The sequence below is a fragment of the Vibrio sp. MA40-2 genome, from assembly GCF_047302445.1.
Classification (GTDB): Bacteria; Pseudomonadota; Gammaproteobacteria; order Enterobacterales; family Vibrionaceae; genus Vibrio.
The window spans coordinates 1,863,903-1,888,798 of sequence record NZ_CP178628.1 but is presented as its reverse complement, the minus strand read 5'-3'; the positions used below and the strand labels follow the sequence as shown (position 1 = coordinate 1,888,798).

Sequence of the window (24,896 nt, the reverse complement as noted above, 5' to 3'; positions counted from 1 at the left end):
CAATTACCCGACCATAGCAACAATTAATGGTTTAGCATTTTCAAAAACACTCTTTCATTTTTTCCGACTTAGAGGTTTATTAGAAATAGTTCACTATGAATACTGATGTGGCAAGCTTGAAGAACATAGTTGACTAGGTCGAGAGCGATAACATTATTAGTTAACACACTGAAACACGCAGTTTAATTTGCTGTTCACTAAATGTGGCATGATGTAGAGGGAGCCCCCCCCATTCATCACATTAGCTCTTTTACTCATTCACATCCAGTTCATGTGCTTTTGACCTACTAAGAGTTATTCATTCTTATAATACTGTTACCCGAGGAGAATCCCCGTGATATATCAGAGGTTAAATTGAAGCAAGTCTCAATCTTTGTTCAATAAATTTGTTGCAAATGCTCTTACTTCTCCCATTAGACTAATATAAAACAGTATGTTATGTCTCACATTTACTTTTATATGCTATTAATTGTACAAATAGAAGTATACGCTTTTGCCCTATTCATTTTTTGATCAACTATGTGCATTTCATCAAGCTTAATACGGTAGCAGCTCTATGGATTTTCAAATACTAATTGATAGCTCTTTTTCTGAACATTGCAATAGTCAAAACATTTCACCTTTACACAACAAACATATTCTTAGCCTCGTCAACGACTTCGAAGATGGTGAATGGAGGTTCAAACACTTCCAAAATTTCATTTGGGACAACATTGCCGAAACATCTCTTTCAATGACCGAACGGCAAGCACTAGTTGACCAATCTCATTCTCTTTTAACAGCTGCAGCTGAAAACTTGCGCTTGGTAGATAAAAATAAGAGTAAAGATATTAGCAAGGGAAGCGAATTAGCAGAAATACTTCTATACGGTATTATGAAGCACCATTACGGTGCTTTACCCGTTGTACCAAAGATATTTTATAAGCAAAATTCGCAAGATAATGCGAAAGGTGCAGATAGTGTACATTTAGTCATCAAAAATAATGACTTTACTGTCTGGTTTGGTGAAGCCAAATTCTATAATAATATCGAAGATGCTAGATTGGCTTCCATTGTTAGTTCTGTGGCTAACTCTCTAGACACTAAAAAACTAAAAAAAGAAAACCGTATTATTACCAATGTTAGTGATTTAGACCTTCTGATTGAAGACAAAACACTTCGAAAGTCCATTAAAGACGCCCTTTCTAGCCGCATCTCTATAGATTCCTTGAAACCCAAAATTCATGTGCCTATTTTTATTCTACACGAGTGCAAAATCACCAATTCGTGTACCAGTATAGATAGCGATTATGTAACAAAAATCAAGGATTATCATTTAGACAGAGCTAACGCCTTTTTCAAAAAACAAATAGAAGGCTTAAAAGGTGTTCACTTATATGATCAAGTGACATTCCACGTAATTCTATTTCCAGTTCCAGACAAACAAAGAATCGTGGATAGATTTGTAAAAAAAGTAGAACAATACAAGGAAGATGATTAATGAATATTTTTGATAAATGTATTGAAATAAATGACCTTATTAATATTTATGATGAATCTTCTGCTAGAAATAAGTTGATTAAGTTACTGGCATTTTTGGAGGAAAATGAAGAACCGTATAACCCACTAATTAATAACTTGATTAGGCAAGTTGGCCTCTACCCGTATTTAGATTTAGATACATCTTCATGGCAAGAGCGGTTCGCTCATGAATCATTTAAAGTTGATGTAGGTGAAAAAAAACCATTAACACTTCATCGTGAACAATCATCTATATTAAAAAAGCTGGTCAACGGTAAGCACCTTGCAGTAAGTGCTCCTACTAGTTTCGGGAAAAGCTTCATTATTGATTCGTTTATTGCAATCAAAAAACCGACTAATGTTGTCATAATCGTACCAACAATTGCCTTAACCGATGAAACACGTCGTCGTTTACACAAAAAATTTAGCTATGAATATAAGGTAATTACAACTTCAGAAGTCACCTTGGCAGATAAAAATATATTTATTTTCCCTCAGGAACGCGCAATTCATTATGTTAACAAACTAAATTCAATAGATATTCTTGTTATAGATGAGTTTTATAAAGCCAGTGCCGATTTCGATAAGGAACGCTCTCCTGCACTAATAAATGCAATTTTAAAACTTGGAACTAAAGCTAAACAACGTTATTTCTTAGCGCCCAATATAAAGTCGGTTAATGAAAGTATATTCACGAAGGGTATGGAATTTGTATCTGTAGACTTTAATACGGTGTTTTTAGAAAAACATGAGTTATATAGGAATATTGGAAAAGACGACAATCTCAAAAGTGACGTTTTACTTGAAATTCTTTCTGAAACTAAAGGAAAATCGCTGATTTATGCAGGTACATACTCAAACATTACAAATATTTCGAATTTGTTGATAGACAAGCACAAACTTACTGAACGTAAATTGTTAAGGGACTTCGAGTCATGGTTAACTCAAAATTACGACAGAAATTGGAAATTGACAAACTTAATTAAAAGAGGAACCGGTATTCACAATGGGCAGTTGCATCGTTCATTAACTCAGATTCAAGTTAGGTTATTTGAAGAATCCGAAGGATTGACCAATCTAGTTTCAACTTCTTCTATTATTGAAGGCATAAACACATCAGCTGAAAACGTTATCATTTGGAAAAATAAAAATGGCAAGTCTAAATTAAATGATTTCACCTATAGGAATATAATCGGTCGTGGCGGTAGAATGTTTAAGCATTTTATTGGCCAAATTTACATATTAGACAAACCACCACAGGCAAGTGATACACAATTAAATCTAGATTTACCAGAAGAACTAGCTGGCGATGTTGATCTCGACGAACTTAAGAGCGAACTATCTCCTGAACAGATTGCTCATATTATCGCTTACAAGCAGGAAATGGACGAAATACTTGGGTACGGTAAATTCAACGAATTACAAGAATCCGGTCAGTTTGAATCCAGTAACTCAATGGCGCTTCGTGATATAGCAAAGGAGCTTGTCACTAACAAACAAACTTGGACAGGGTTAAATTACCTAAATTCAACAAATGTTAATGAATGGGATCGTTTACTGTACTTAGTGCTGAAAATGGCACCAGGTCAATGGGGAATCCAATACAGAAGTTTTGTAGGCTTTATAAAAGTACTATCAAACAACTGGAAGCTAACAATACCTGAATTACTAGACGAGTTAGACCACTACGATATTGACATTGACAAGTTTTTTGAGCTAGAAAGGAACGTTACCTTTAAATTAACTTCAATTTTAAATGACATCAACGTAATCCAAAAAAATATTATTGACAAATCAGTCGACATATCCCCGTTCATAGGTAGGACATCAAACGCTTTCTTACCTCCTCTTGTTTATCAATTAGAAGAATATGGCTTACCACGAATGTTGTCAAAAAAAATACATAAGAGCGGCGTTATCGACTTAGAAAGAACAGACATTGAGCTGCATGACGTATTTAAAGAGTTCATAGGCATGAGTATAGAGAACAAAAGTATGTTACTACTTATGTTTAGTCCTTTTGACAGATACATTTATAATTATTTCTTAGAAGGCATAGCCATAGATTAAAGTTGTTTAGGCTCCTAGATGATAGGTAGCCTCTACTTAAAGCCAGACTATATAAGTGATTTTTCGCACGTATTTTAGTGCTTTTGTTATCTTTGTTAATTCTAGAATGGATTTCGAGTAACTCCATGTTTAAAACATCTTTATTTTTGTCCAGACCGTTACAACCTGAAGCACTTTCTAGTGTACTTAGTTTAGTAGGAGACAAAAGTATATATGTGCCGTTAGACAAACTACATCTAGTTTAAAAGTACTGTTAATTTTATAGGAGGAAGTTATGGCAAAACCGATTTCATTTGGTCAATTTAAATTTAGTACTAGAAAAGCATGTGAAGAAGACGCTCGTCGCCGTATTAATTCATATAGTCCCAGTTCAACATTGGCACCTGATGACAAAGAGTTTTTTGAAGCTTTGTTTACATTACACAGTGAGTATGACGAGAAAGTTGGCTGTGGAATTCAAGATATTGAAGTGGGGTTAGACTTTCATCAAAATAGGTGTTTATGCGTCATCCGTAAAGATAATTCCAGAGTTGTCGTTAGTTGGAGGCATTGCGTTAAACCATACACTAAAAAAATGGTTGTTTCTTACGCTTTTCGTAGATCAGTTAAAAGTATAGTTATGCAATTCAAAAATGATGCTATTTCAAATGGAGCAATTTGTCCTAAGCTAGGTGTCAGCCTGACATTCGACAATAGTCATGTTTCTTATTCCTCTTTATCATTCGATGATATGCTTACCGAATTTCTAGAGGAAAATCACCTTACCTACGAATCAATTGATTTGATTGACCCAAACTATAGTGACAGCGATCAACGGGGGAAACTTGCAAATCAGACGATTATAGATAATTGGCAAAAATATCATCAATCAAAAGCAAGTTTCGAATTACTCAGTATCGAAGCTAATTTGAGTAAGTAAACGAGCGGACAACATGTTTTACGAGTAGAGGGACTCTATGGTTTTCTTGATCTATTTAGATCAAAATACTACTATTTAGCGTTATATTGTTTTTTCCATTGAACCACGACAGAAGAACATGTACGCGATATTTCTTGTATCTGTCTATTAAAGTACCAACTATTCTACCATCATTTTTGCATATTCTAGTTTTGTTGATAGGGGATGATAGCTCATTATTTTCGTTTCATAATTTGGTCTCATTTATAATATGATTATAAGGCTTAATTAGTATCTAAGGTCATCGTACCATTACAGGATAATCCAGTTATGGAGCGATTCTTTAGAACACTGAAATCAGAACATTTAAACACATTAATTTTTACAATTACAAACGAACCCATAGCGGGCTCAACTATATGACTCCACATAAATGTTATACAAAAATGAAGAAAGTGGCTTAAAAAACTTCCAGTATTATTGGATCATTACAATCCCTTAACATCTTGTTCTAAAGCACTTTTGTATCTAGTTTTTTTACTAATCTCAAAGACAAAAACCTAGATTTTGGGTAAGATGACAGCAACTAACATCATACCCTAACCTATAGGCTCATCATGGTTCGTGAACACCAACAAGAATTACAAAAACAGCTTTGGAACATTGCCAATACGCTACGTGGCAATATGTCTGCCGACGACTTCCGTGATTACATTCTAGGGCTTATCTTCTACAAGTACCTATCAGACAAGCTGAACCGCTATTGTGATGAACTTCTAACGGAGGATGGTATAAAGTTCATCGAATCTGATGATGAACTGATTAAAGAACTACATGATGAATGCGTCGAGAACCTTGGCTACTTCATTGCTCCTAAACAGCTATTCTCAAGCCTTGCTAAACGTGGTGAGAAGTCTGAGTTTATTCTTGATGAGCTAAGCCGTGTCCTTAATGACATTGAGCAATCCACTACCTCGGCTGATTCTGCGGATGATTTTAACGGACTGTTTGAAGAACTCGACCTTAACTCTAGCAAACTAGGTAAGAACCCAGACGCTCGCAACAAGCTTATTTGCCAAGTGTTGGTTCACCTAGAGAACATCGACTTTCAAATCGACAACACCGAAATAGACCTACTGGGTGATGCCTATGAATACCTGATTGGTCAATTTGCTTCTGGTGCAGGTAAAAAAGCAGGTGAGTTTTATACCCCTCAGCAAGTCTCTAAAATCCTTGCCAAGCTTGTAAGTTTAAGCGGTGATGTGAAATCCGTGTACGACCCAACCTGTGGTTCAGGTTCACTGCTATTACGCGTGGCAAAAGAAGTGAACAGCAGTAATCTTGAGTTCTGTGGACAAGAGCAAAACCCTAGCACTTTTAACCTTGCTCGTATGAACATGCTAATGCACGGCGTTCGTTACGATAAGTTCGATATTAAAAACGACGACACTCTTGAACACCCAATGCACTTAGATAAGCGTTTCGATGCCGTAGTTGCCAACCCTCCGTTCTCCGCTAATTGGAGCGCAAGCGACCTACACCTAAACGATGAGCGTTTTGCTGACTACGGTAAACTTGCACCTAAGACTAAGGCTGACTTTGCCTTTGTACTGCACATGGTTCACCAGCTAAACGAGACAGGCACTCTAGCAGTGGTTGTGCCTCACGGCATTCTTTTCCGTGGCGCGGCAGAAGGTCATATTCGTAAGCACCTCATCGAAAACAAAAACTACCTTGATGCAGTGATTGGCTTACCTGCGGGGATCTTTTTCGGTACGAGCATTCCGACTTGCATTTTAATCTTCAAGAAGACTAGAAAACACGCAGATAACGTATTGTTCATTGATGCATCTAACCATTTCGAAAAAGGCAAAGCACAAAACCATCTGCGTGATAGCGATGTTGACCGTATTGTTGAGGCATACAGCAAGCGTGAACAGCTTGAGCCAGAAAAAGCCGATAAGTATTCACATGTTGCCAAGCTGTCTGAGATTGCTGAAAACGACTACAACCTCAATATCCCACGCTATGTGGATACCTTTGAAGAGGAAGAGGAGGTAGACCTTGATGCTGTGGCAACAGACTTAACTGAGCTTGAAACCAAGATGTATTCAGTGGATGCAGAAATCGCTGACTTCTGTTCTCAGCTAAATATCAAAGCGCCCTTTATTTCAGGTAAAGAGTAAGGTAGGTATGTTATGACTGAACAAATGAATGTGCCGAAGCTTAGGTTTAGTGAGTTTAGTATAGCTTGGAAGCTTATGACACTTGGAGATATTACAAGTAAGGTTGGTAGCGGTGCTACTCCCAGAGGTGGTGAGAAAGCATATGTTGAATCAGGTATTCCATTTATCCGGAGTCAAAATGTAAATAACAATAGATTGCTTTTGGATAAAATTTGCCACATATCAGAAGATACTCACGCTTCAATGAAACGTAGTAAAATTGAACCTGAAGATATTTTACTCAACATTACTGGAGCATCAATTGGTCGCTCGTGCGTTGTTCCTGAGCACTTTCAAGATGGTAATTTAAATCAACACGTCTGTATTATACGCTTGAAGAATGATGACCCTTATTTCACACAATCAATTCTTTCCTCCTATCAAGGTAAAAAATTAGTCTTCCAAGGAATGGCTGGTGGTGGTCGAGAAGGGCTTAATTTTGAATCAATAAAGGGATTCAAAATGGCTTTCCCACAACTCCCTGAACAACAAAAAATCGCCTCTTTCTTATCAAAGGTCGATGAGAAGATTGGACTGCTGTCAGAGAAGAAAGACAAGCTCACCGAGTATAAACGCGGGGTGATGCAGCAGTTGTTCAATGGCAAGTGGCACGAGCAAGACGGGCAGCTTACCTTTGTCCCACCCACGCTTCGATTCAAAGCCGATGATGGCAGCGAGTTTCCTGATTGGGAAGAGGTGCAACTTGGGTCACTCACTAGTGTTATGCAAAGTGGTATATCTCGTCAGTTGAGTTCTGATGACATTGGTTATCCTATTTTACGGTCAAATAACTTGTACAAAGGAAAAGTGTCTTTTGAAGATATTAAGTATTGGCACCTAAATGATGACCAAGGTGCTGACCTTACTAGGTATGTATTGAGTGATGGTGATGTATTAGTTAACTTTATTAACAGCCTAAGCCAGATTGGTAAAGTGGCTATTTATCAAGACTTATACGGTAGGGATGTAATTTACACTACGAATATTATGCGATTGAAGTTTAAAGCATCAATGATTTCGAAATTTGCATTTTATTCTTTTAATACAGTTAGGTATGTCAATTTCATTCAATCAATTGCAAAGCCTGCTGTAAGCCAAGCAAGTTTTACAACTGTGGATTTTAAGAAGTACAAAATGCATCTCCCTGTATTAGCAGAGCAAGAAAAAATCATTAGTTTTTTATCTGCTCTCGACCAAAAGATTGACCTAGCCAACTCTGAGCTTAAAAAAGCCAAAGAGTGGAAAAAAGGCTTACTACAACAGATGTTCGTGTAAGGGGCGAAATGAGCACACAATCAGAAGCAAAACTTGAAAATGACTTAATCGCTCAGCTTACCGCAGCGAGCTTTGAACCAGTCAAAATAGAGAACGCCGCTGCGCTTAAAGCCAACCTAAAGGTTCAGCTTGAGCGTGCGAACAACCTAACGCTAACCGAGCATGAATTTGAGAATGTGCTCATTAGTCTTGAGAAAGGCAACATCTTCGATAAATCTAAACGTCTCAAAGGTAAGGTCGATGTGGTGCATGACGATGGTACCATCAGCTACCTCACTTTGTTAAGTAGAGCCGCTTCAAAGAATATTTTCCAAGTGACTAACCAAGTCACTATGCATGGTAAATATGAGAATCGCTACGACGTAACTATCTTGGTGAACGGCTTGCCGTTAGTGCAGATAGAGCTTAAACGTCGTGGCATTGAAATGGCAGAGGCATTCAACCAAATCAAACGCTACGACAAGCACACCTTTGGCGCAGAAGGTGCGCTGTTTAACTACATCCAGTTGTTTGTGATATCTAATGGCGTGAACACCAAATACTTCTCAAACAACCGTGAATTGTCATTCAAGCAGACTTTCCACTGGACGGATGTCGACAACAACAAGATTAATGCACTGCCCCAGTTTGCGAATGCGTTCTTGAATAAAGAACATCTGACTAAGATGCTCAGCCGCTACATCATTCAAAACGAGACGGGCAAGTTCTTAATGGTACTACGCCCTTATCAATTTTATGCCGTTGAAGCGATTGTTAACCAGGTAAAGACCAGCAATAAGCATGGTTATATCTGGCATACCACAGGCAGTGGTAAAACCCTAACCAGTTTCAAGACCGCTCAAATTTTATCGAGATTAGATAACGTCGATAGAGTGGTATTTGTCGTCGACCGTAAAGATCTCGATTATCAAACCGCCAAAGAGTTTGATGCTTTCCTAAAAGGCAGTGTCGACAGTACAGGTGACACTAAGAGTTTACTAAACCAATTCCTCGGAACTCGACCTGTACCTAAACAACGTATTAATACTTCAGGGAGTAGCGCCAATGATGGTGAAGCTCTATTACCACTTGCTGAAGAACGAGCACAAGTTGCCGAATACTCACCTATCTACAGTAGTAACGTTAATCGTATTAATAAGTTGACGATCACCACGATACAGAAACTCAATAACCTGATCACTAAGCCTCGCTTCAAAGGACAAGTCGAACACTTACGCCAAGAACGCGTGGTTTTCATATTTGATGAGTGTCACCGCAGCCAATTTGGTGAAACCCACCAAAATATCGTTGAGTTTTTTGAGAAAGCTCAGCTATTTGGCTTTACGGGTACACCTATCTTTGCCGACAATGCGACAGCGAAGAAGATAGAGGGCAAGGGTGTACAAAAAAGAACGACTAAAGATCTGTTTGGTGAGCGGTTGCACAGCTATGTGATTGTCGATGCAATTAGAGACGACAACGTATTGCCCTTCGCGATTGAGTATTACGGTAAGTTAAAGCACAAACAAACAGGCTTAGATGCGGATGTATCAAGCATTGATATTGCGGAGTTCTTCAGTTCCCCTAAACGTATCAAGCAAGTCTGTGAGCACATCATTGATATTCATAAGTTCAAAACCAAACATAAGTTCAATGCCATGCTGTGTGTGGCGAGTGTCCCTGATTTAATCACCTACTACGACACCTTTAAGGCGCTCAAGGCGGAAGGCAAGCATAAGCTTAATATTGCCACTATCTTTAGCTATGGCGTCAACGAAGCCGAAGAGTTTGAAGGGGAAGTGAACGTAAAAGGCTTAGCGGAAGCGAACGCTAAAGTGCACAGTCGCGACAAGCTCGATTCGTATATTGGTGATTACAACGAACAGTTTGGCACGAGCTATTCAACCCAAGATACCGACAGTTTCTACAACTACTACAAAGATCTCTCTAACCGCACTAAGAATGGCGAAGTAGATATTTTACTCGTAGTAAACATGTTCCTCACGGGATTTGACGCGCCAAACCTTAACACCATCTACGTGGATAAAAACCTCAAATATCACGGCTTGGTTCAAGCCTTCTCACGTACCAATAGATTGAACGGCACGGTGAAATCTCACGGCAACGTGATGTGTTACCGCAACTTGAAGCCACAAGCCGATGAAGCGTTTGCGCTGTTCTCTAACAAACAACCGACAGAGTACATCGAAGTATCCGACCTTGAAGGGTTAACCGAAGACTTTGCCAAAGCGCTTGAAGCGTTAAAAGCGATAGCCCCAGATGTCCAAAGCGTTGATAATCTGCCTGATGAAGACATGCAAGCAGGATTCATCAAACAGTTCCGTATCTTGATGCGCTTGAAGAATCAACTTGAGACCTTCAGTGATTTTGATATTGAAGCGCTAGGCATCTCAGAACAAGAGTTTGTGGATTACGCGTCTAAATATGGTGATTTAGCCAGAGAGCTGAAAGGCAACCCGACCGATAAAGAGTCAATTCTTGCTGACATCGACTTTGAATTAGAACTGCTTCAACGCGACAACGTGAATGTGGGCTACATACGTCACCTACTACAAACTATGCTAGAAGAGCCATGTGATGACGCCAAAGATAAGAAACGTCAGGTTATCGCGAACCTACTTGCTTCTGAGCCAACACTTTATAGCAAACGCCACCTAATTGAAGGGTTTATAGAGAAAAGCTTACAGGGCTTAGTACAAGGGTCTGAATTTGATGAATACATCGAAGAGCAGAAGCAAAAGGAAATAAGCCTAATTGCCGAGGAAGAGAAGCTCGACTCTGACAAATTTGGTGAGATGATCACGAATATCGAAAATGGTATGAATGTGGAGAGCTTGAAGTCAGATGATATCGCTCAACTCACCACAGAAAAGATGACCTTTAGAACTCGAAGAACCATTTTACCAAGGATCACCGAAAGGCTAAAAACATTCGCCGAGACGTTTGTCCAAGGTTTTCATTAAGTTTAAGCGGGTTATATCTACGTTTAGAATTTCATGTAAAAGCAGATATAACTCTCTCTCTAAACCGACCTAAACAAATATCATCAAACGTTTCATCACTATGATTTTCTAGAAGTGACGCTTTTGAAGTACCACTCCACTCAAATAGATGCTGTGATGCGACCTTTTGTCGTTGTTCGCCAGTAGTAAAATCAGACAACTTGGCCTTCTCTAATGCGCCAGACTTTTCCAGTTGTTCCATTTTAGAAAATAAACACGTTTCTGGAATGTCTTGCTCAATGCGCTCAGCATATTCTATGAGGCTTTGCTCAGCGAAAGTATACAGCCAGGCTTGCTGATTGGGAGCATCATTAACCCGTAAAATTCGGCCAAGAACTTGTCTAAAATAAAGTTCGGTTTTAACTGAACTGATATGACAGCAAACCTGTAAGCGAGGTATATCCGTTCCCTCACTAATCATACCTACGCTAACAATCCATTGAGTTGAACCGTTTCTATATCGTTCAATTTCAGTTATCGGATCTTCGTGATGATAAGTAACTAAAGTGGCAGATTGACCAAATTTTTTCGTCAGTAGTTTTAATACTTTTTTTGCATGCTTTACTGAAGAAGCAACGATCAAACCACCTGCATGTGATGACTCTAAACGAATATCAGAGAGCTTTTGACAGCCTAATCTTAAAATATGTTCCATTGCCTCTGCATTATGAATAACATCTTGGTATGAGGTTTTAGATTGCTTGAGAAGCGCTAGAATTGAAGTAAATGACTTCATTTCCTTACCTTCAGATATCGTAAGGTGTTCGTTATCTACCAACACCAGTTTAGGCTGACGACATACGTTGTCTAAAATCGCCTGAGCTAATCCATACTGATGATCACATCGTAACTCCCCATCAGGGTCACTGTACTCAGCCATCACTATGGGAAGCCGGTCAGAACGCCAAGGTGTCCCGGATAAAGCTAACGTATACGTAGCAATACCTTGAATTCGAGTCAGTATCTGTTGTCCCCAGACGTTTGCCGTATCAAGCTCATCGCCAGAGCAATGATGGATTTCATCAAATACAACGAATACTCGATACTTTTCGATGGTACACCAAAAACTATCATCCAAGAACGGAATCGCTTGATAGGTAAGAGACTGGCCTATAGAGCCTAAGCTACCATTAAAGGAGCACCCCGTAATTCTTGAAAATGTTTTCTTCATATTATCGGCAACAGAAATAGAAGGGGAAAAACAAAGAAGTAGATCGACCATCCTATCATCGAGCAAGGCTTTGCCTAATGTTGCCGCCATAATACTTTTTCCAGCCCCTGGTGTGGCTTGACAGAAAAAATGGCTAAAACCAGATTGGTACTTATCAAATGCTTGAGAAACGCACTCTTCTTGCCACTTCCTTAGCATGCCGAACTTCCGCAGTTTAATGAGTTCAACATTTTTGTAATTGCATCAATATTACCCATAAAAATTGCAGCTTGATCGCTAGCTTCAGCATGTAAGTTATTAAGGAGCTGAACTTGCTCTGGATATTGTTCCTTTAGCACTTGATATTTTTCGATCTCACTGAGGGTAACCACAAGTTTACCCTTAATTCTTTTTCGTTCAATAACCAATTCTGAATAATCATTAATTGGCTTATCCGAAGATATTTTTTTTGTGGTAACCTTTGTAAATCGTTTCTTTTTAGGTTCAAAAGAGAGTGAGTTAAACAACTCTGTTTTAAAGTATCGTTTATCTTTTCTATCGCCTTCGCTTCGTAGCCAACCATTAATTTCAAATAGTCTTATTTGTCGATAAACAATCTTACGAATCTCATTAGCATCTTTTGGACTTTCATCGAATAATTGAGCAACATTTCTAGCATCGATGACAGAAAAACCATCCATCTTTTTCTCGATCAATAACTTATAGATGCATGCATTTATTTTTTTAGAACGTTTCATGTACTACTCTTACAACACAAAAACTAAGGATTGCTTAGTATACACAAATCAGTAAAACTAAGAAAATCTTAGTTATGTAGAGCTCAAATAGTATGAAATATAAATGTCGAGCGACAACCCCATCCCTGTGCGTCTCAAATATGTGCGCAAAAAAGCCCAAATATCCCAAAAATCTCTGGGTATGCGTATTGGTATTGACGAAAGTTCGGCAAGTGCTCGAATGAACCAGTACGAGAAAGGTAAACATACACCGGATATTGGCACATTAAAGAAACTGGCGAGCGAACTGGATGTTCCTCTAAGCTATTTCTTTTGTGAGGATGATGAATCCGCTGAATTGGCTTGCTTGATTTCGAAGTTAGATTTAGAAACGAAAAAGAAACTAATCAAACTATTGGTTTCTAGTAAAGTTTAGTACCCGGAATTAGTTAGCCTTAAATTTAGAGGGTTTCTTTAGTAGGTTTCTCGCTCATTTTGTATGTCAGGTAAGCGCCTATCTTATAACCAGTAATTCGTTATACTATAAATTATCTAATGTCATTTTTTAATTGAGAAACGACTTATGAGCAAGAAAAGGTTATCAAAAAAAGAACTGCTTGATGGTATCACGCCCGATACTGTCCACGCTGATAAGTTTGTAACAGTATCATGGAATGAACTTCTCAGAAAGCAGCTATGAAGAGAATTGAAGCGCTGTTTGATGTGGCTGAACCAGATACATTCGAAGGTGACGAACTTGAAAAGCTAGTGACTTTGGATGAAACGTATGAAGAAGAGCACTTCCCATTTTAAGTTGAACATTGCCCATGCAGTCCGTACCACTTTGTTAGCCAGTGCAATGCAGGCCTTCTTGAAGCCGATACGGTTTATGATACTCCTCAACCAAGCATCCTTTTGAGTTCTAGGTTTTTCAGGTAGTCGTCCAACGTAAGACATTGCACCAAGATAGAGAAAGGAGCGGAGCTCCTTTACACCACCGCCTTTATCGATCCCAATCATAAAGGCCTTGCCACCTGAACTGTGTTGTTTGGGGGGTAAAACCACCAAACGCTGAAGCTTGTCTTCCATTCTTGAACTGTTTTCCATCACCAAGAGCGGTATAGAGCATCGCAGCCGTTGTTTCACCAACACCTTCAATTTCCATTAATCGTTGGCATAGTTCTATCTGACTGGTTAAGGCATTCTTTTCTTTTTCGAATGCTATTAATTTAGCTTTGAGCTGTTTGTATTGTTTCCACAGCATGGATAAAACGGAAATAACATTGGCGGGCATTGATGTTTCATCATCCAATACGGCTTGAACCGAAGCCTTTAATCCTTTTCACCTCTAGGGTTAGCAATGCCGTAACCTAAAATTGTACCTCGAATATGCTGCCCCAAAGAAACCACACTACGAGATAAGAAACGGCGACTACTTTCCAAGGATTGTTGTTCAAGCGATTTTGGACGACTATATTTGATACCGATTTGGATAGATGCGTTAGCGATAGCAAGAGCATCATTGTGATCAGTTTTATGGCCTTCCAAGTATCCTTTAACTTTCTTAGGGTTGATGATCCGTACTTCGTGTCCAAACTTTTGGGCCAACTGCCCCCAATAATGGCAGCGCAACATCCTCCCATAGCGACAATAGAGGGCTTCGCTTTGGCTAGAAACTCTTTCATTTTCTGGGGACTCAGAGGTTTATTCGAAAGCAATTCACCATGAATGCTGATATGGCAGGCTTGAAGAAACTTTTTTTGCTAAGTCGATAGCGATAACATTTTTAGTCAACATATTAGCCCCCTCGTTATAACGGCACTCTACTAAATGTAGATTGGCAGAGAGGGAGTGGATTCCATACATCATGTTAGCTCTCACCCCGTATATACAAACAGTTTATTGAGAATTGAAAAAATTGTGGCTTAAAAATACAGTCTTTTTGACTAAGGCTATACACGAATACGATACTTAACCATCTATAAGGTATTGATTAATAGATGACTAACTGAAGGTTTCAGGATGATAACGTGCCTAAGATAAGTCGCAATATGTGCTTGCACGATTTTTCACTAGAAACTTATAGTAATACTATATTATGTTCATATGATTCCGTTGGTTAGCAGGGATTCTTTAGATATACTGAATGGACGAAATCGTGCTTGCACGATATTAAAATGTTATAAGCCAAGGAGGCAAAGAGTGTTGACTCAAATCTTTGAACAAAGTCTAGCCCTGTTTTTCCAAAGAGAAACCCAGAATATTCTAAGTGGTGTTAGTGAAAGAAATCTTTGCTCTAGGCTCGCAATTTCTCTCGAAGCCGTAACTCATAAAAATGGTTTATCAGCCTATTACGCTGATACTGAATACAATCGAAAGCAAAATGGTAGAGTCAAGACAATGCTGGATGATGACATGCAAGTTATAAATATTACTTGCGATCTAATACTCCATAGTCGTGGTGAAGTAATGGCAAGAGACAACTTAATCGCTATTGAAATGAAAAAATCCGAAAGGCCCGAAGAAGAAAAAATTAGTGATAGAGCACGTTTACGTACTTTAACAAAAGCTAGTTTTGATGATGTTTGGTCTTTTGATGGACAAACTCACCCTGAGCATGTTTGCGGTTATGAGGTTGGTTATTTCATTGAGCTAGATAAAGATAATAACTATTACTCCGTACAACAATTTCAAAATGGACACTTAGTTTCAGAGTTTGATGGTCGGTACTGATCTTTCAGTAGGTTTGACAGGTTTTCTAGTAACTTATAGAAACGTAAAATAGGGTCATACAGCTAACAAGGGGCTATGGTGTCAATAGCTAATTTTTTGCTACGGTTTCATCCCACATTACACCATCCCTTAGCATTGAATTTAAGATAACGACCATTTTTCTTACACAGGCAATAATAGCGACTTTTTTTGGTTTCCCCTGCTGAAGAAGTCGCTGATAATTCCGTTTAAATATAGGGTTGCATTGCATAGCTGACATCATCGCCATATAGAGAACGGTGCGAACTTGAGAGCGGCCACCTTGGATAGTTCTTTTTCCTTTAAACCGACCACTTTCCTTAGTTATTGGAGCGACACCAATAAGCGAAGCTGCTTGTTTGTTGGTGATATACCCTAATTCAGGAACATTGCTGATAATGGACGCCGCGACAATTTTACCTACTCCAGGCATACTTTGTAGGATCATGTTTTTAGCTTGATACTCAGGGCACTCTTCTATCATCTTTGCTATCTTTAATTCAATTTTTGTTATCTGATTTTTAAAAGCCGTTAAAATGGGTTTTATTGTTGAAGCTAGAGATTTTGGCAATATCTGAAGTCGATTTTTTTCCATAGTTTGCATGTTGAGTAACTGGTTTCTTCTTGCGACCAAATCACTCATAGCTCTCATGTTTTCAGGTCTTAATTGAGTTAAGGTTGGCTTTATAGCTTCGGAATAATGCGCAATAAGCTCTGCATCCAGCCTGTCGTTCTTTGCTCGCCTACCTGTTGCCCCAGCAAAGCGTTTTACATGTATTGGATTAGCAATAACGAAGGGTAGATTAGCCTCAGCACAAGCGATAATGAAGGGCATTTCTAACCTACCAGTGGCTTCTATGACGATTCGTTCAGGAGAATACTTCTTGATAGTTTTAATCGCTTCTTTTATGCCTTTGTCATCGTTAGATACGGTGAAGTAAATGTCGAGTGGTCGAATGTAGAAATCTAATTGCGACTTACCAGTATCAACACCGACATTAATGTTTTGAAGTGTACTTGTATTCATAATAAGCTAACTCTTGCTTGCGTAATGCGGGTTCGAGACCCAGTGGGCTATTCGAGTGTTTTGCTCGGAGTCCTATGCAGCGTTCGTTCTTGTTATCGGTCTCTCGACAGAGGAGCCAGCGTTTAATCGAACTACTGCATAGAAAGCCTAAGTTGCAGCTTAGGCTTGGGTCTCACATTACCCAAAAACAGAGGTAATTTCCCATACAAGCATTTAAGAGTGATTCGCAACGCTTGGCAGTTTCGCTTCGCTCAAGTATAGCCAAGCGTCGCTCACACCTTAATGCGGCGTATACATTTTAAGGGGCATCAATGTTCGTAGTTTCTAAAAAAGGAAATGAGATAGAGTTTGCAGATGTAGAATTTTCTTATGTCGCAGAGGTGTTAAAGCCCATCGACATTTCGCTCTCTGAACTCAACCATGAGATTTCCAAAGCCGATGTATGGGATGTTAGTTGTTTGTGCGACAAAGGCGAGTACTTAATTGGACTAGGTTTTTGTATAATGCAACGATATATGTTCGACGTACTTAGGGATGTTGCTCTTAAACCCGTTGAAGCTCGAAAGTTGGGACCTTGCAGTTCTTTTGGTGAACCTGTTGCGGAGTTAATTCATACAGCAGCGAATTACTGGAAACATGAACCGGAGTGGCATATTTGGTTAGAAAAGCTGAGTAAACAATCGCAAGCAACTGTTGATAAGGTTTTACATCACAGGGACTCAACCCAGTATCCGCTCTCTGATTTACTGGCAGATTTGAATGGTAACTCAGATTTAACCCTCATTGGTTGTTTACCATATCTAATTGACTGGCGAAAAGATCTGTTTGAGTACACCAAAAAATGTATAACAAACGTTTAAGATGAATTTCTATTTCTCTATTAAGTTATTGTTTTTAAAAATTTTAATTATCAATTCTGAGGGACATTGAGGGGGAACGGTGGAATATGACTATTTATTGTGATTTATATCACTATTTCATTCTAATTCTTGGCTTCATTCTTAACATAATAGTCGCTCAAACTGAAAGTCCTTAAGAATCGGATTCAAGTTAGTGGAATTAATCCCAGTCTTCGAGATGCTTTTAAGAAAGCGTATAAGCTTTTTAAATTGGTAGTTTAAACACGTTTTTCCTCAATATTTTTTTCAACGCATTCGTTCTAGCGGCAGCTTGGCTGATTTTTCTATACTGAAACTAATCTAATATCCTGACAGGTTGTATGCGATGAGCAAGAAAAAGTTGACCGAAAAAGATCTTAAACAGGAAGCTTCTGAGTTGAGTCAATCGATCAAGCAACTTAGGCTATTGACTCTTTTTTTGTCCGTGCCTGTCACTGCGATTTCAGTCATTTACCTCTTGTTTTCTTAGTCTGATCAAATAGGGCAACAGCCTGTGGCAAAATCAGTCTGAAGCACTTTTACCCCGAAACTTGTCAGAGCTAATATTTGATTATGAGGAGTCAAAAAACAAGCGCCCATAGAAAATATAATCAAAGGTATTCACTATACCTTTGATGTGAAAAATCGGATTTATTGATTGTTCAATATGTGTCGAAGGCGTTCTCAGTTGGATTTATTTATTTGAGCTATAATCAGGTTTTAATAAATAATATGCAATATAATGGATATTTACATCAGCGAAGAAAGTATCCATGCCAATTGCAACAAAAATCTGTGATTTAATAAACAGTAAAGGAAAGCCTGATTGGTGGAGGTACACTCTAAACCAAGCATTGGTTTTAGGCGAGCTATCATATCAAGAACTTGAAACTGCTTACATACTTGCAAAGATGGAGTTTGGTTTAGAAGAGAAAAGTCCAGATTACGAAATATTAACTCAGCAAGCTAAAGCAACTGGATATCATGCAGAATCTGAAGAAAACAAACTTATTTCTGTTGGTAATGCTTTAAATATATCAACACTTGCTGAGGAGAAAAAAATCGAGTTTTCACCGAAAGGGTTAACTGTCATTTATGGTAACAACGGAGCTGGGAAGTCGAGTTATGCCAAGATATTGAAGAATGCCTGCTTAACAAGAGGGGAAGCTCCTGCTCTAAAACATAACGTCTTCGCTGCCAAAGTTGGAATACCATCGGCAGAAATTCAAATAGAGTCAAATGGTAAACCAGAACTGGTGACATGGAACAATCAATTGGAGCCAGACCCTCGTCTTAAGTCTATTAGAGTATTTGACTCACAATCATCAATCCATTATCTGTCTAAAACTGATACTTTGGACTTCAAACCAGCAGCTTTGAAGCTATTAGATGAGTTGCTCAAAGTGAGTAGCTTCATCGCTGATAAAACCAAAAAGGAAGAGACCTCTTGTCTACCTGTCCATGTTCTTCCACAAATGAATATAGACACAACACCAAGCAAACTAGTCATAAGCTCACAGTTAAAACCTGAGAACGTAGATTTATTGTGTGCTAGTCAAAAAGAACTGTCTGAATTACAAGAATTGAGAAAAGAAGTTATTGAACTGACTAATAATTCTCCTCAAACACTTAAAGACCGATATCAAAAAAGAAGACTTCGGGCTGTGCCGCTTCAAAAGTTCTTACAAAATCTAGTTGACACACTAAATCTAAAGTCGGTGGAACACTATAAGGCTGTATACAGAAAAAAAGAACAAACCAAGTTAGCTGCGGCTGAGTTAAGTTCTGTAACATTTTCTCAACTACCAGTATCGAATATAGGTTCCGAACAATGGCTTACAATGTGGAACTCGGCCAAACTATTCATTGAAAATGCAGAACAAAAGAAGAAATTTCCTCTACAGGAAGGTGACCACTGCCCAACATGCCTACAGGAAATTGATAATACAACTGCATCTCGGTTCGCTTCTTTCGATACTTACCTTCGCAGTGAGTTGCAAAAAGAAGCAGATGCTGCATTGAAAAATTGGAATACAGAACTTAAGAAAATTAAGGATTTAAGTTTTTCTACTATTCCATATGGCGCCATTCTCAATGAAATCAAAGAGAAGGATGCAGAATTAGGTACGCAGTTTGATACGCTGATTCTAACACTTAAAACTAGATCTGATAGCTTGTTACAAGATACCCCTGTATTTAAGCAAGAGGAAATAAATTCAGTAGCGCTTACACGGTTAAACTCCTACATAACTAAGTTGGAGGAAGCAGAAAAATCGGTACTGAATGACGAAGCAAAAGCTGCTGCAATTCAGGTTAAACAGCAGAGAATCTTTGAGATTGAAGACAAAGAGAAAATCTTAGCGGTCAAAGAGCAAATTAAAGCTGAAATTGCGAAAGCTAAGCAAAGAGACGCCTATAATAAGGTTAAGCGCTCCACTTCTACAACTGCTATCACGAGGTTAAATAACGAGATATGTAGCTCTGGTTCGATAGGACGGATGCAAGAGTTTTTCAATAGTGAGCTAGAAAAATTAGGTTTTAACCACTTCAAAATTAATGCTCTCACTAAAGGTGCTAAAGGGAACCAAAACTTCAGTATTCAGCTGTCAGCGAACAATACAAACATTATCGATATTGCAAGTGAAGGAGAACAAAAGTGTATATCCTTAGCGAGCTTCTTCGCGGAATTAGCTACCGATAGCAGAAAGTCTGCAATCATCTTTGATGATCCTGTAAATTCTCTTGATCACATATGGAGGCTGAGATTCGCGACAAGAATCGTTGAGGAAGCAAAATCAAGACAAGTAATCGTATTTACTCATGACTTACCTTTCATGAAAATGATTCAAGAGACTGCTGACGATGTAACTATTAGAGCTGTTACTAGAAATAAGAGTGTTACAGGCATTCCTCTCGATGCTCCACCTTGGGATGCTTTAAAAACACAAAGCAGAATAGGTTTTCTCAAAGATAGGTTAGTCAGAGCTAAAAAAGCAGCCAACGAGTCCATAGAAGACTATCAGCATCAAGCAGGCTTTATCTATGGGAAAATGCGAGAAACTTGGGAAAGGCTTGTCGAAGAATGGTTGATTCGTGGTGTTGTTGAGCGTTTCAATAGGGAAGTAAAAACCCAGAGTTGCAGATACCTAACTGATATTACTTATCTAGATGTTGAAACCATTAATACTGCGATGAGCAAGTGCAGTACGTATATGCACGGACATGATATGGCAGAGGAAGTTGCTGGTGCATTTCCAGATATTGATGAATTGGAAAAAGATGTAGCAGACCTTGATGAGTACTTTACTAACCTAAAAAAAAGAAGAAAATAAATGTTTGCACAGGAGACATAGCCCTTATGTCTCCTGTAATCATATGTCTTGTCTTGATCTGCTCCAGTATAATGGCATAGTTAATTTAGCCACCTAGTTAGAGGTAATATTTATACCTGTCGATTAACAAAGACAAAAGCTAAAGAAAACGTCAGTATTAGAGCTAACAACTGACGCTGCTCAAAACCGAAAAATAGTCCGACCAATCACCTATATTGTGAACTACCTAAATACCGGTTCAAAAGATGTCAATGGTTCTAACATCAATTTTACTCGTTTCTATAGCAAAGGTTTCTTTTGATCAATTTAACTATATTTTAGTTTAAGCTTTCAACTTACTTATACAGACAGCTACTAACTTCTATCTTTATTGGATAACTCATCCACTCCTACCAAACAATCTTCGGCGAAGACTTCCATAAAACACTTTACCTCTGGTAATTCTTCTTGGTAAGAAGCTAACATTTTAGTTAACCTTTCCTTAATTGGTACAAACTCACAATTATTAAATTTCAGTTCATCACAGGCTTTCAAATAAGCACTAATAATATCTGCTGCCTTTATTATTTTCTTGTATACCAAGTCAACATCATCTTGCACCAAAACACCTGAAAAAGCTTCTTGCAACTCAACAGGAAGTGATGCTAAGCATTCTTCCTCACACAATTTTTCAAGTTTTTTAAATTCTCTCGTAATCTCTGGGTTATGGTACTTAGTTACATGGTTGACATCTTGCAATTTACTTTCTGAAATTTCATGATAAATGGCCAAGGTCACTACTCTATCAGGATTGAGTTGACCACCAAACATTGTATTTTTAATAAGTACCAATAAATGAGCAATTACTGCAACCTGATGTGAATGTTCTGAAATATTCTCTTTCTTGAACGTATGTACCAGTGCCCATCTTTTTATCAAAGGCATACGAAAAATCCAAGCTAAAAATGTACTTTTATTCAAAACTATTCCTTTTCTTGTTCTCACAGATAATTAATTTCAATAATAATCCAGTATTTTTTATACCTAATAAAAAATCAGACTGCATTGTCGGAATATTATATGCTCCAACTATATAAATTTTTCCGGTTGCGTGTAACGGTATAAGAAAGCAATAAAAACCTTTTGTTAATAGAATAAGTCTAGACTTTTTCCTATGATAATAGCTATTTCGTAAAATCACCAAACAATTCAACAAACGTTCAGAAGAAGTGTTTCTCTCGAACTCATTAAATTTTTTATGATTTAATTTTGTAATTAATTTGCTATATCTACTATTTTACTGGTCGTAACATATTACGCAGTTTTAGTTGAAGCTCTGCATTTTGAAGTTCTAATTGTTCGATATGCTTATTTTTTTCCTCTAGAGTCCTTCTCAAAGCAGGAAATCGCTCGTTTTTTCTTATGTCTAGTAATGCCTTCATTAAATTTTTGTCCGCGTTTTCTTGCATCCATTTCACCTCTTCCTCAAGCTCACGGACTCGGGCCTGTAGGTCTAGTCGCGATTCTTTAGGCTTATTTTTACCTAATTTTTCACGCTGAAGCATCCATAAATCATAGAGACGGTTATTTTCCTCAACCATTAATTGATGGAGGTGTGGGTATCGTTTTGCTGTAAAGCTGCTTCGGTTCTTTTTACCCGTTATCCTAGCTAGATCAGGTCCTGTGATTTTAACTATTGAAGTGGTAAGTTTACCGTTGTTATCCGCTGCAATAAGCTTTTCTATCGTTCTTGACCGTTCTACGATTACATTAAAATATTCTTTCTGATTCTCACTATTCTGATCAACATAATCTGGATATTCTTCTACTTGAGATTCATTTAAGAAATTCTCAATATCAAACTCAGAATTCTTCACTTTCCCACCTCTTTATGATTGATATAGCATTATCAATCACTCGTTGGGACTCTCGTATTAACGGATGATTATCTGTAATGTGAGGAAATCGTTCTTTAAACCTTTTAATCGTAGATTGATGTGATATTGCTTGCCGCTTTATGCCTGCTAAATGATTCGATTTTTTTACTGCACTGTGGACACATCCTGAACAGTCATCGAATTTCGCCGAACCAATAATCGCGACATTTGAAACTTCATCATAACACTGCGCGTGTTCTGCCGTGCTGGCTTTGAGGATACACCATCCATACTCCATTCCTTGAATTTGAACAATCTGCTTTGCCTCTCGTTCAACCCAGCTTTCTATGTCTTCAATACTAAACACTTGCGTTTTTAAGGTTTTTTGAAACAATCGAATAGCTTTACCTTGAAATTCGTTTTCTATATCCTTACGGTCTTTATTTGACATATATTCGTGAGCTATATCGTAGAGAACTTCCTTCAAATAATTGGAAACAAGTTTATCTCTTACTTCAGGTTCTAACTTCGCAAAAGTGTATCTACTAGTCATAAAACTACCGAGACTATGGAGAAACTGCCTCCTTATTACTTCTTGCACATTACCGTCAAATCGTCTTATCAAAAATTCTGCCCACGCATGACGAAATTGATGTGCAGAGACTACTTGATAGTCCTCTGTAAGCTCTGGATATTTCACAACGAACTCTTCGTAACCCAATTCTAAGACTCTTGCCAGCGCTCTCCCGGCCATTGGCTTGTAATCTCCCCGCCCAGGATGAAAATTACCTAGTCTCCGCGAAAATACTGCAGCATCTTTTGAAACAGGGCCAAAGTCGGGGCCAACCATGCAACTTTCAAGTATCGATGCTGCCCTAGAAATCAAATTAGTAGAGTATCTTGGTGTTTTTTTACCATGATCTGTTTTGGAGATGGGTGTCGAATATCGTGTGATACCTTCGGTTTCTTCAGCCACATCGTTAAAGGTTAATAATCCAATTTCACTCCAAGAACGAGCCCCAGAAAGACATAACATGATAACAAGAACTGCACATCTAACATCTCTAGTCAGATATTTTTCGACGTCATTCATGTTGTCGAATGGCAGTTGACTCTCAGGAAAAAGAGAATTTAATTTTTTCTCAACTACTATATAATCTTCATACTCGTACTTCCATGATCTATCTGCCCAGTTTATTGCATTGTATGAACCCGTACCTGTGCCAGTTCCCGTTGGGTGTTTCTCCTTTAATATTTCAATCGCCTCAAGGTGCGAACAACATTCTTGATACCTAGCATTCAAGTATAAATCTTTTTTCACTTGCCTTTCTTTTAATTTCGTCTCTGGTAGCTTGTCTTTTATAATCGGTTGAATAGATAGGAAACCAGTTTGCTTGACTTTGTTAAAGGCTTTGAGATAGTGAAAAATCTTCTCTATTTGTAATCTATGGCTTTTAAAATGAGACGCTAGCCCTGTATCATCTGCATTTGTTGTCCATAAAAAAAGTTGGATCACGTAAGCAGTCTTGTTTGAATCTATTATTTCAATAGATTCTGCTAGCCATGGAGCGGCGATATGCCATGGAACCGTGCCCAAAGTTCCTCCTTTCATCCATTCATACTCGTCTACCTCAGCGGCTTCTAGCAAATCTTCCAAAAATGGGTGTAGGTTGTTTTTCTGCATATCCGGAATAAAATCGTGACTCGCGATCCCGTCAGATATTAAGCCTTCTTTAAATCCGCCAGCGATCGCATATAGAGTACTATTGTACAAGAGCATAGTGCTATATGATAAAACACTACCGCAAGCGGTTTTACGTGTTGGGTTTTTAAACAGGAATGTAAGAAGTTCATGAATATGCTGTTCTGTAAAGTCCACCATATTTGTATTAGGATAAAAATCGGAGCACCACTTAGCAATTCTTTTTGCTCTACTAATAAAATGTTCAACTCTGCTCCATTTCACATGAATAGCTCCACCATCTCCGATAAAGCCATTCCCCAAAATATGTAATATCCACTCCTTATAATTTGTACTCCATAATTCTACACAATTATCCAAAGAAACATTTTGTTTAAAATAAGTTTCATAATATGGGCAATAAAAAAGCCATTCATCTTCAGTAAATTTATTCTTCCATGTTTTTGGCTCTTCAACTAACCGAATTGTAGGGATCCTAACTACTGACATGCTA

At 38.2% G+C, this 24,896-nt stretch carries 16 protein-coding genes and 2 pseudogenes; 11 read left to right on the top strand and 7 right to left on the bottom strand.

Features of this window, described 5'->3' with window-relative positions:
• The first annotated feature begins 556 nt into the window (after positions 1–556).
• From ACLKML_RS16195 to ACLKML_RS16165, 7 genes and pseudogenes are all read left to right on the top strand, one after another.
• Positions 557–1,480 carry a DUF1837 domain-containing protein gene (locus ACLKML_RS16195; RefSeq protein ID WP_413284058.1) on the top strand — a complete coding sequence of 308 codons (924 nt, stop codon included), beginning with the start codon at positions 557–559 and terminating at the stop codon, positions 1,478–1,480.
• The gene (locus tag ACLKML_RS16190; protein WP_413284057.1) at positions 1,480–3,570 is read left to right on the top strand and encodes a DEAD/DEAH box helicase; all 2,091 of its coding nucleotides are present in this window, start codon (positions 1,480–1,482) and stop codon (positions 3,568–3,570) included. Before ACLKML_RS16195 ends, ACLKML_RS16190 begins: the two co-directional genes overlap by 1 nt.
• A gap of 274 nt (positions 3,571–3,844) precedes the next feature.
• A complete protein-coding gene (locus ACLKML_RS16185; RefSeq protein WP_413284056.1) occupies positions 3,845–4,489 on the top strand; it encodes a DUF3223 domain-containing protein in 645 nt (214 codons plus the stop codon).
• Between the two features lie 297 nt (positions 4,490–4,786).
• A pseudogene (locus ACLKML_RS16180) lies at positions 4,787–4,932 on the top strand (IS3 family transposase); the annotation flags it as partial.
• Positions 4,933–5,085: 153 nt separating this feature from the next.
• Positions 5,086–6,654: a type I restriction-modification system subunit M gene (locus ACLKML_RS16175; protein WP_413284055.1), complete on the top strand. Its 1,569-nt coding sequence runs from the start codon at positions 5,086–5,088 to the stop codon at positions 6,652–6,654.
• Between the two features lie 12 nt (positions 6,655–6,666).
• Positions 6,667–7,968 carry a restriction endonuclease subunit S gene (locus ACLKML_RS16170; protein ID WP_413284054.1) on the top strand — a complete coding sequence of 434 codons (1,302 nt, stop codon included), beginning with the start codon at positions 6,667–6,669 and terminating at the stop codon, positions 7,966–7,968.
• Between the two features lie 8 nt (positions 7,969–7,976).
• Positions 7,977–10,931 (top strand): type I restriction endonuclease subunit R, encoded by a 2,955-nt coding sequence (locus ACLKML_RS16165; protein ID WP_413284053.1) that lies wholly within the window; start codon positions 7,977–7,979, stop codon positions 10,929–10,931.
• 31 nt (positions 10,932–10,962) lie between these two features.
• Here ACLKML_RS16165 and ACLKML_RS16160 read toward each other — a convergent pair whose 3' ends face one another.
• Together ACLKML_RS16160 and ACLKML_RS16155 are read right to left on the bottom strand one after the other, a co-directional pair.
• Positions 10,963–12,339 carry a DEAD/DEAH box helicase gene (locus tag ACLKML_RS16160; RefSeq protein WP_413284052.1) on the bottom strand — a complete coding sequence of 459 codons (1,377 nt, stop codon included), beginning with the start codon at positions 12,337–12,339 and terminating at the stop codon, positions 10,963–10,965.
• A complete protein-coding gene (locus ACLKML_RS16155; protein ID WP_413284051.1) occupies positions 12,333–12,878 on the bottom strand; it encodes a hypothetical protein in 546 nt (181 codons plus the stop codon). Before ACLKML_RS16155 ends, ACLKML_RS16160 begins: the two co-directional genes overlap by 7 nt.
• A gap of 103 nt (positions 12,879–12,981) precedes the next feature.
• Here ACLKML_RS16155 and ACLKML_RS16150 point away from each other — a divergent pair, with 103 nt between their 5' ends.
• Entirely contained in the window at positions 12,982–13,293 is a 312-nt protein-coding gene (locus tag ACLKML_RS16150) for a helix-turn-helix domain-containing protein (RefSeq protein WP_413284050.1), read from the top strand.
• A gap of 329 nt (positions 13,294–13,622) precedes the next feature.
• Here the strand turns inward: ACLKML_RS16150 and ACLKML_RS16145 are convergent.
• Positions 13,623–14,654, bottom strand: a pseudogene (locus ACLKML_RS16145) (IS110 family transposase).
• Positions 14,655–15,059: 405 nt separating this feature from the next.
• On the opposite strand from ACLKML_RS16145, the gene ACLKML_RS16140 reads away from it, so the two are divergent.
• The gene (locus tag ACLKML_RS16140) at positions 15,060–15,590 is read left to right on the top strand and encodes a hypothetical protein (protein WP_413284049.1); all 531 of its coding nucleotides are present in this window, start codon (positions 15,060–15,062) and stop codon (positions 15,588–15,590) included.
• A gap of 88 nt (positions 15,591–15,678) precedes the next feature.
• On the opposite strand, the gene ACLKML_RS16135 is transcribed toward ACLKML_RS16140, so the two are convergent.
• A complete protein-coding gene (locus ACLKML_RS16135; RefSeq protein WP_413282464.1) occupies positions 15,679–16,635 on the bottom strand; it encodes an IS110 family transposase in 957 nt (318 codons plus the stop codon).
• A 311-nt stretch (positions 16,636–16,946) separates the two neighbouring features.
• Here ACLKML_RS16135 and ACLKML_RS16130 point away from each other — a divergent pair, with 311 nt between their 5' ends.
• Together ACLKML_RS16130 and ACLKML_RS16125 are read left to right on the top strand one after the other, a co-directional pair.
• Entirely contained in the window at positions 16,947–17,495 is a 549-nt protein-coding gene (locus tag ACLKML_RS16130; RefSeq protein WP_413284048.1) for a hypothetical protein, read from the top strand.
• Positions 17,496–18,286: 791 nt separating this feature from the next.
• A complete protein-coding gene (locus ACLKML_RS16125; RefSeq protein WP_413284047.1) occupies positions 18,287–20,845 on the top strand; it encodes an AAA family ATPase in 2,559 nt (852 codons plus the stop codon).
• A 354-nt stretch (positions 20,846–21,199) separates the two neighbouring features.
• On the opposite strand, the gene yfbR is transcribed toward ACLKML_RS16125, so the two are convergent.
• From yfbR to ACLKML_RS16110, 3 genes are all read right to left on the bottom strand, one after another.
• Positions 21,200–21,805, bottom strand: coding sequence for a 5'-deoxynucleotidase (yfbR, locus tag ACLKML_RS16120; RefSeq protein ID WP_413284046.1), 606 nt, complete (start codon positions 21,803–21,805; stop codon positions 21,200–21,202).
• Between the two features lie 311 nt (positions 21,806–22,116).
• Positions 22,117–22,701: a hypothetical protein gene (locus tag ACLKML_RS16115; protein ID WP_413284045.1), complete on the bottom strand. Its 585-nt coding sequence runs from the start codon at positions 22,699–22,701 to the stop codon at positions 22,117–22,119.
• Complete coding sequence (locus ACLKML_RS16110) at positions 22,688–24,892, bottom strand: hypothetical protein (protein WP_413284044.1); 2,205 nt, start codon at positions 24,890–24,892, stop codon at positions 22,688–22,690. The genes ACLKML_RS16115 and ACLKML_RS16110 overlap by 14 nt, the downstream gene beginning before the upstream one ends.
• Positions 24,893–24,896 lie beyond the last annotated feature (4 nt).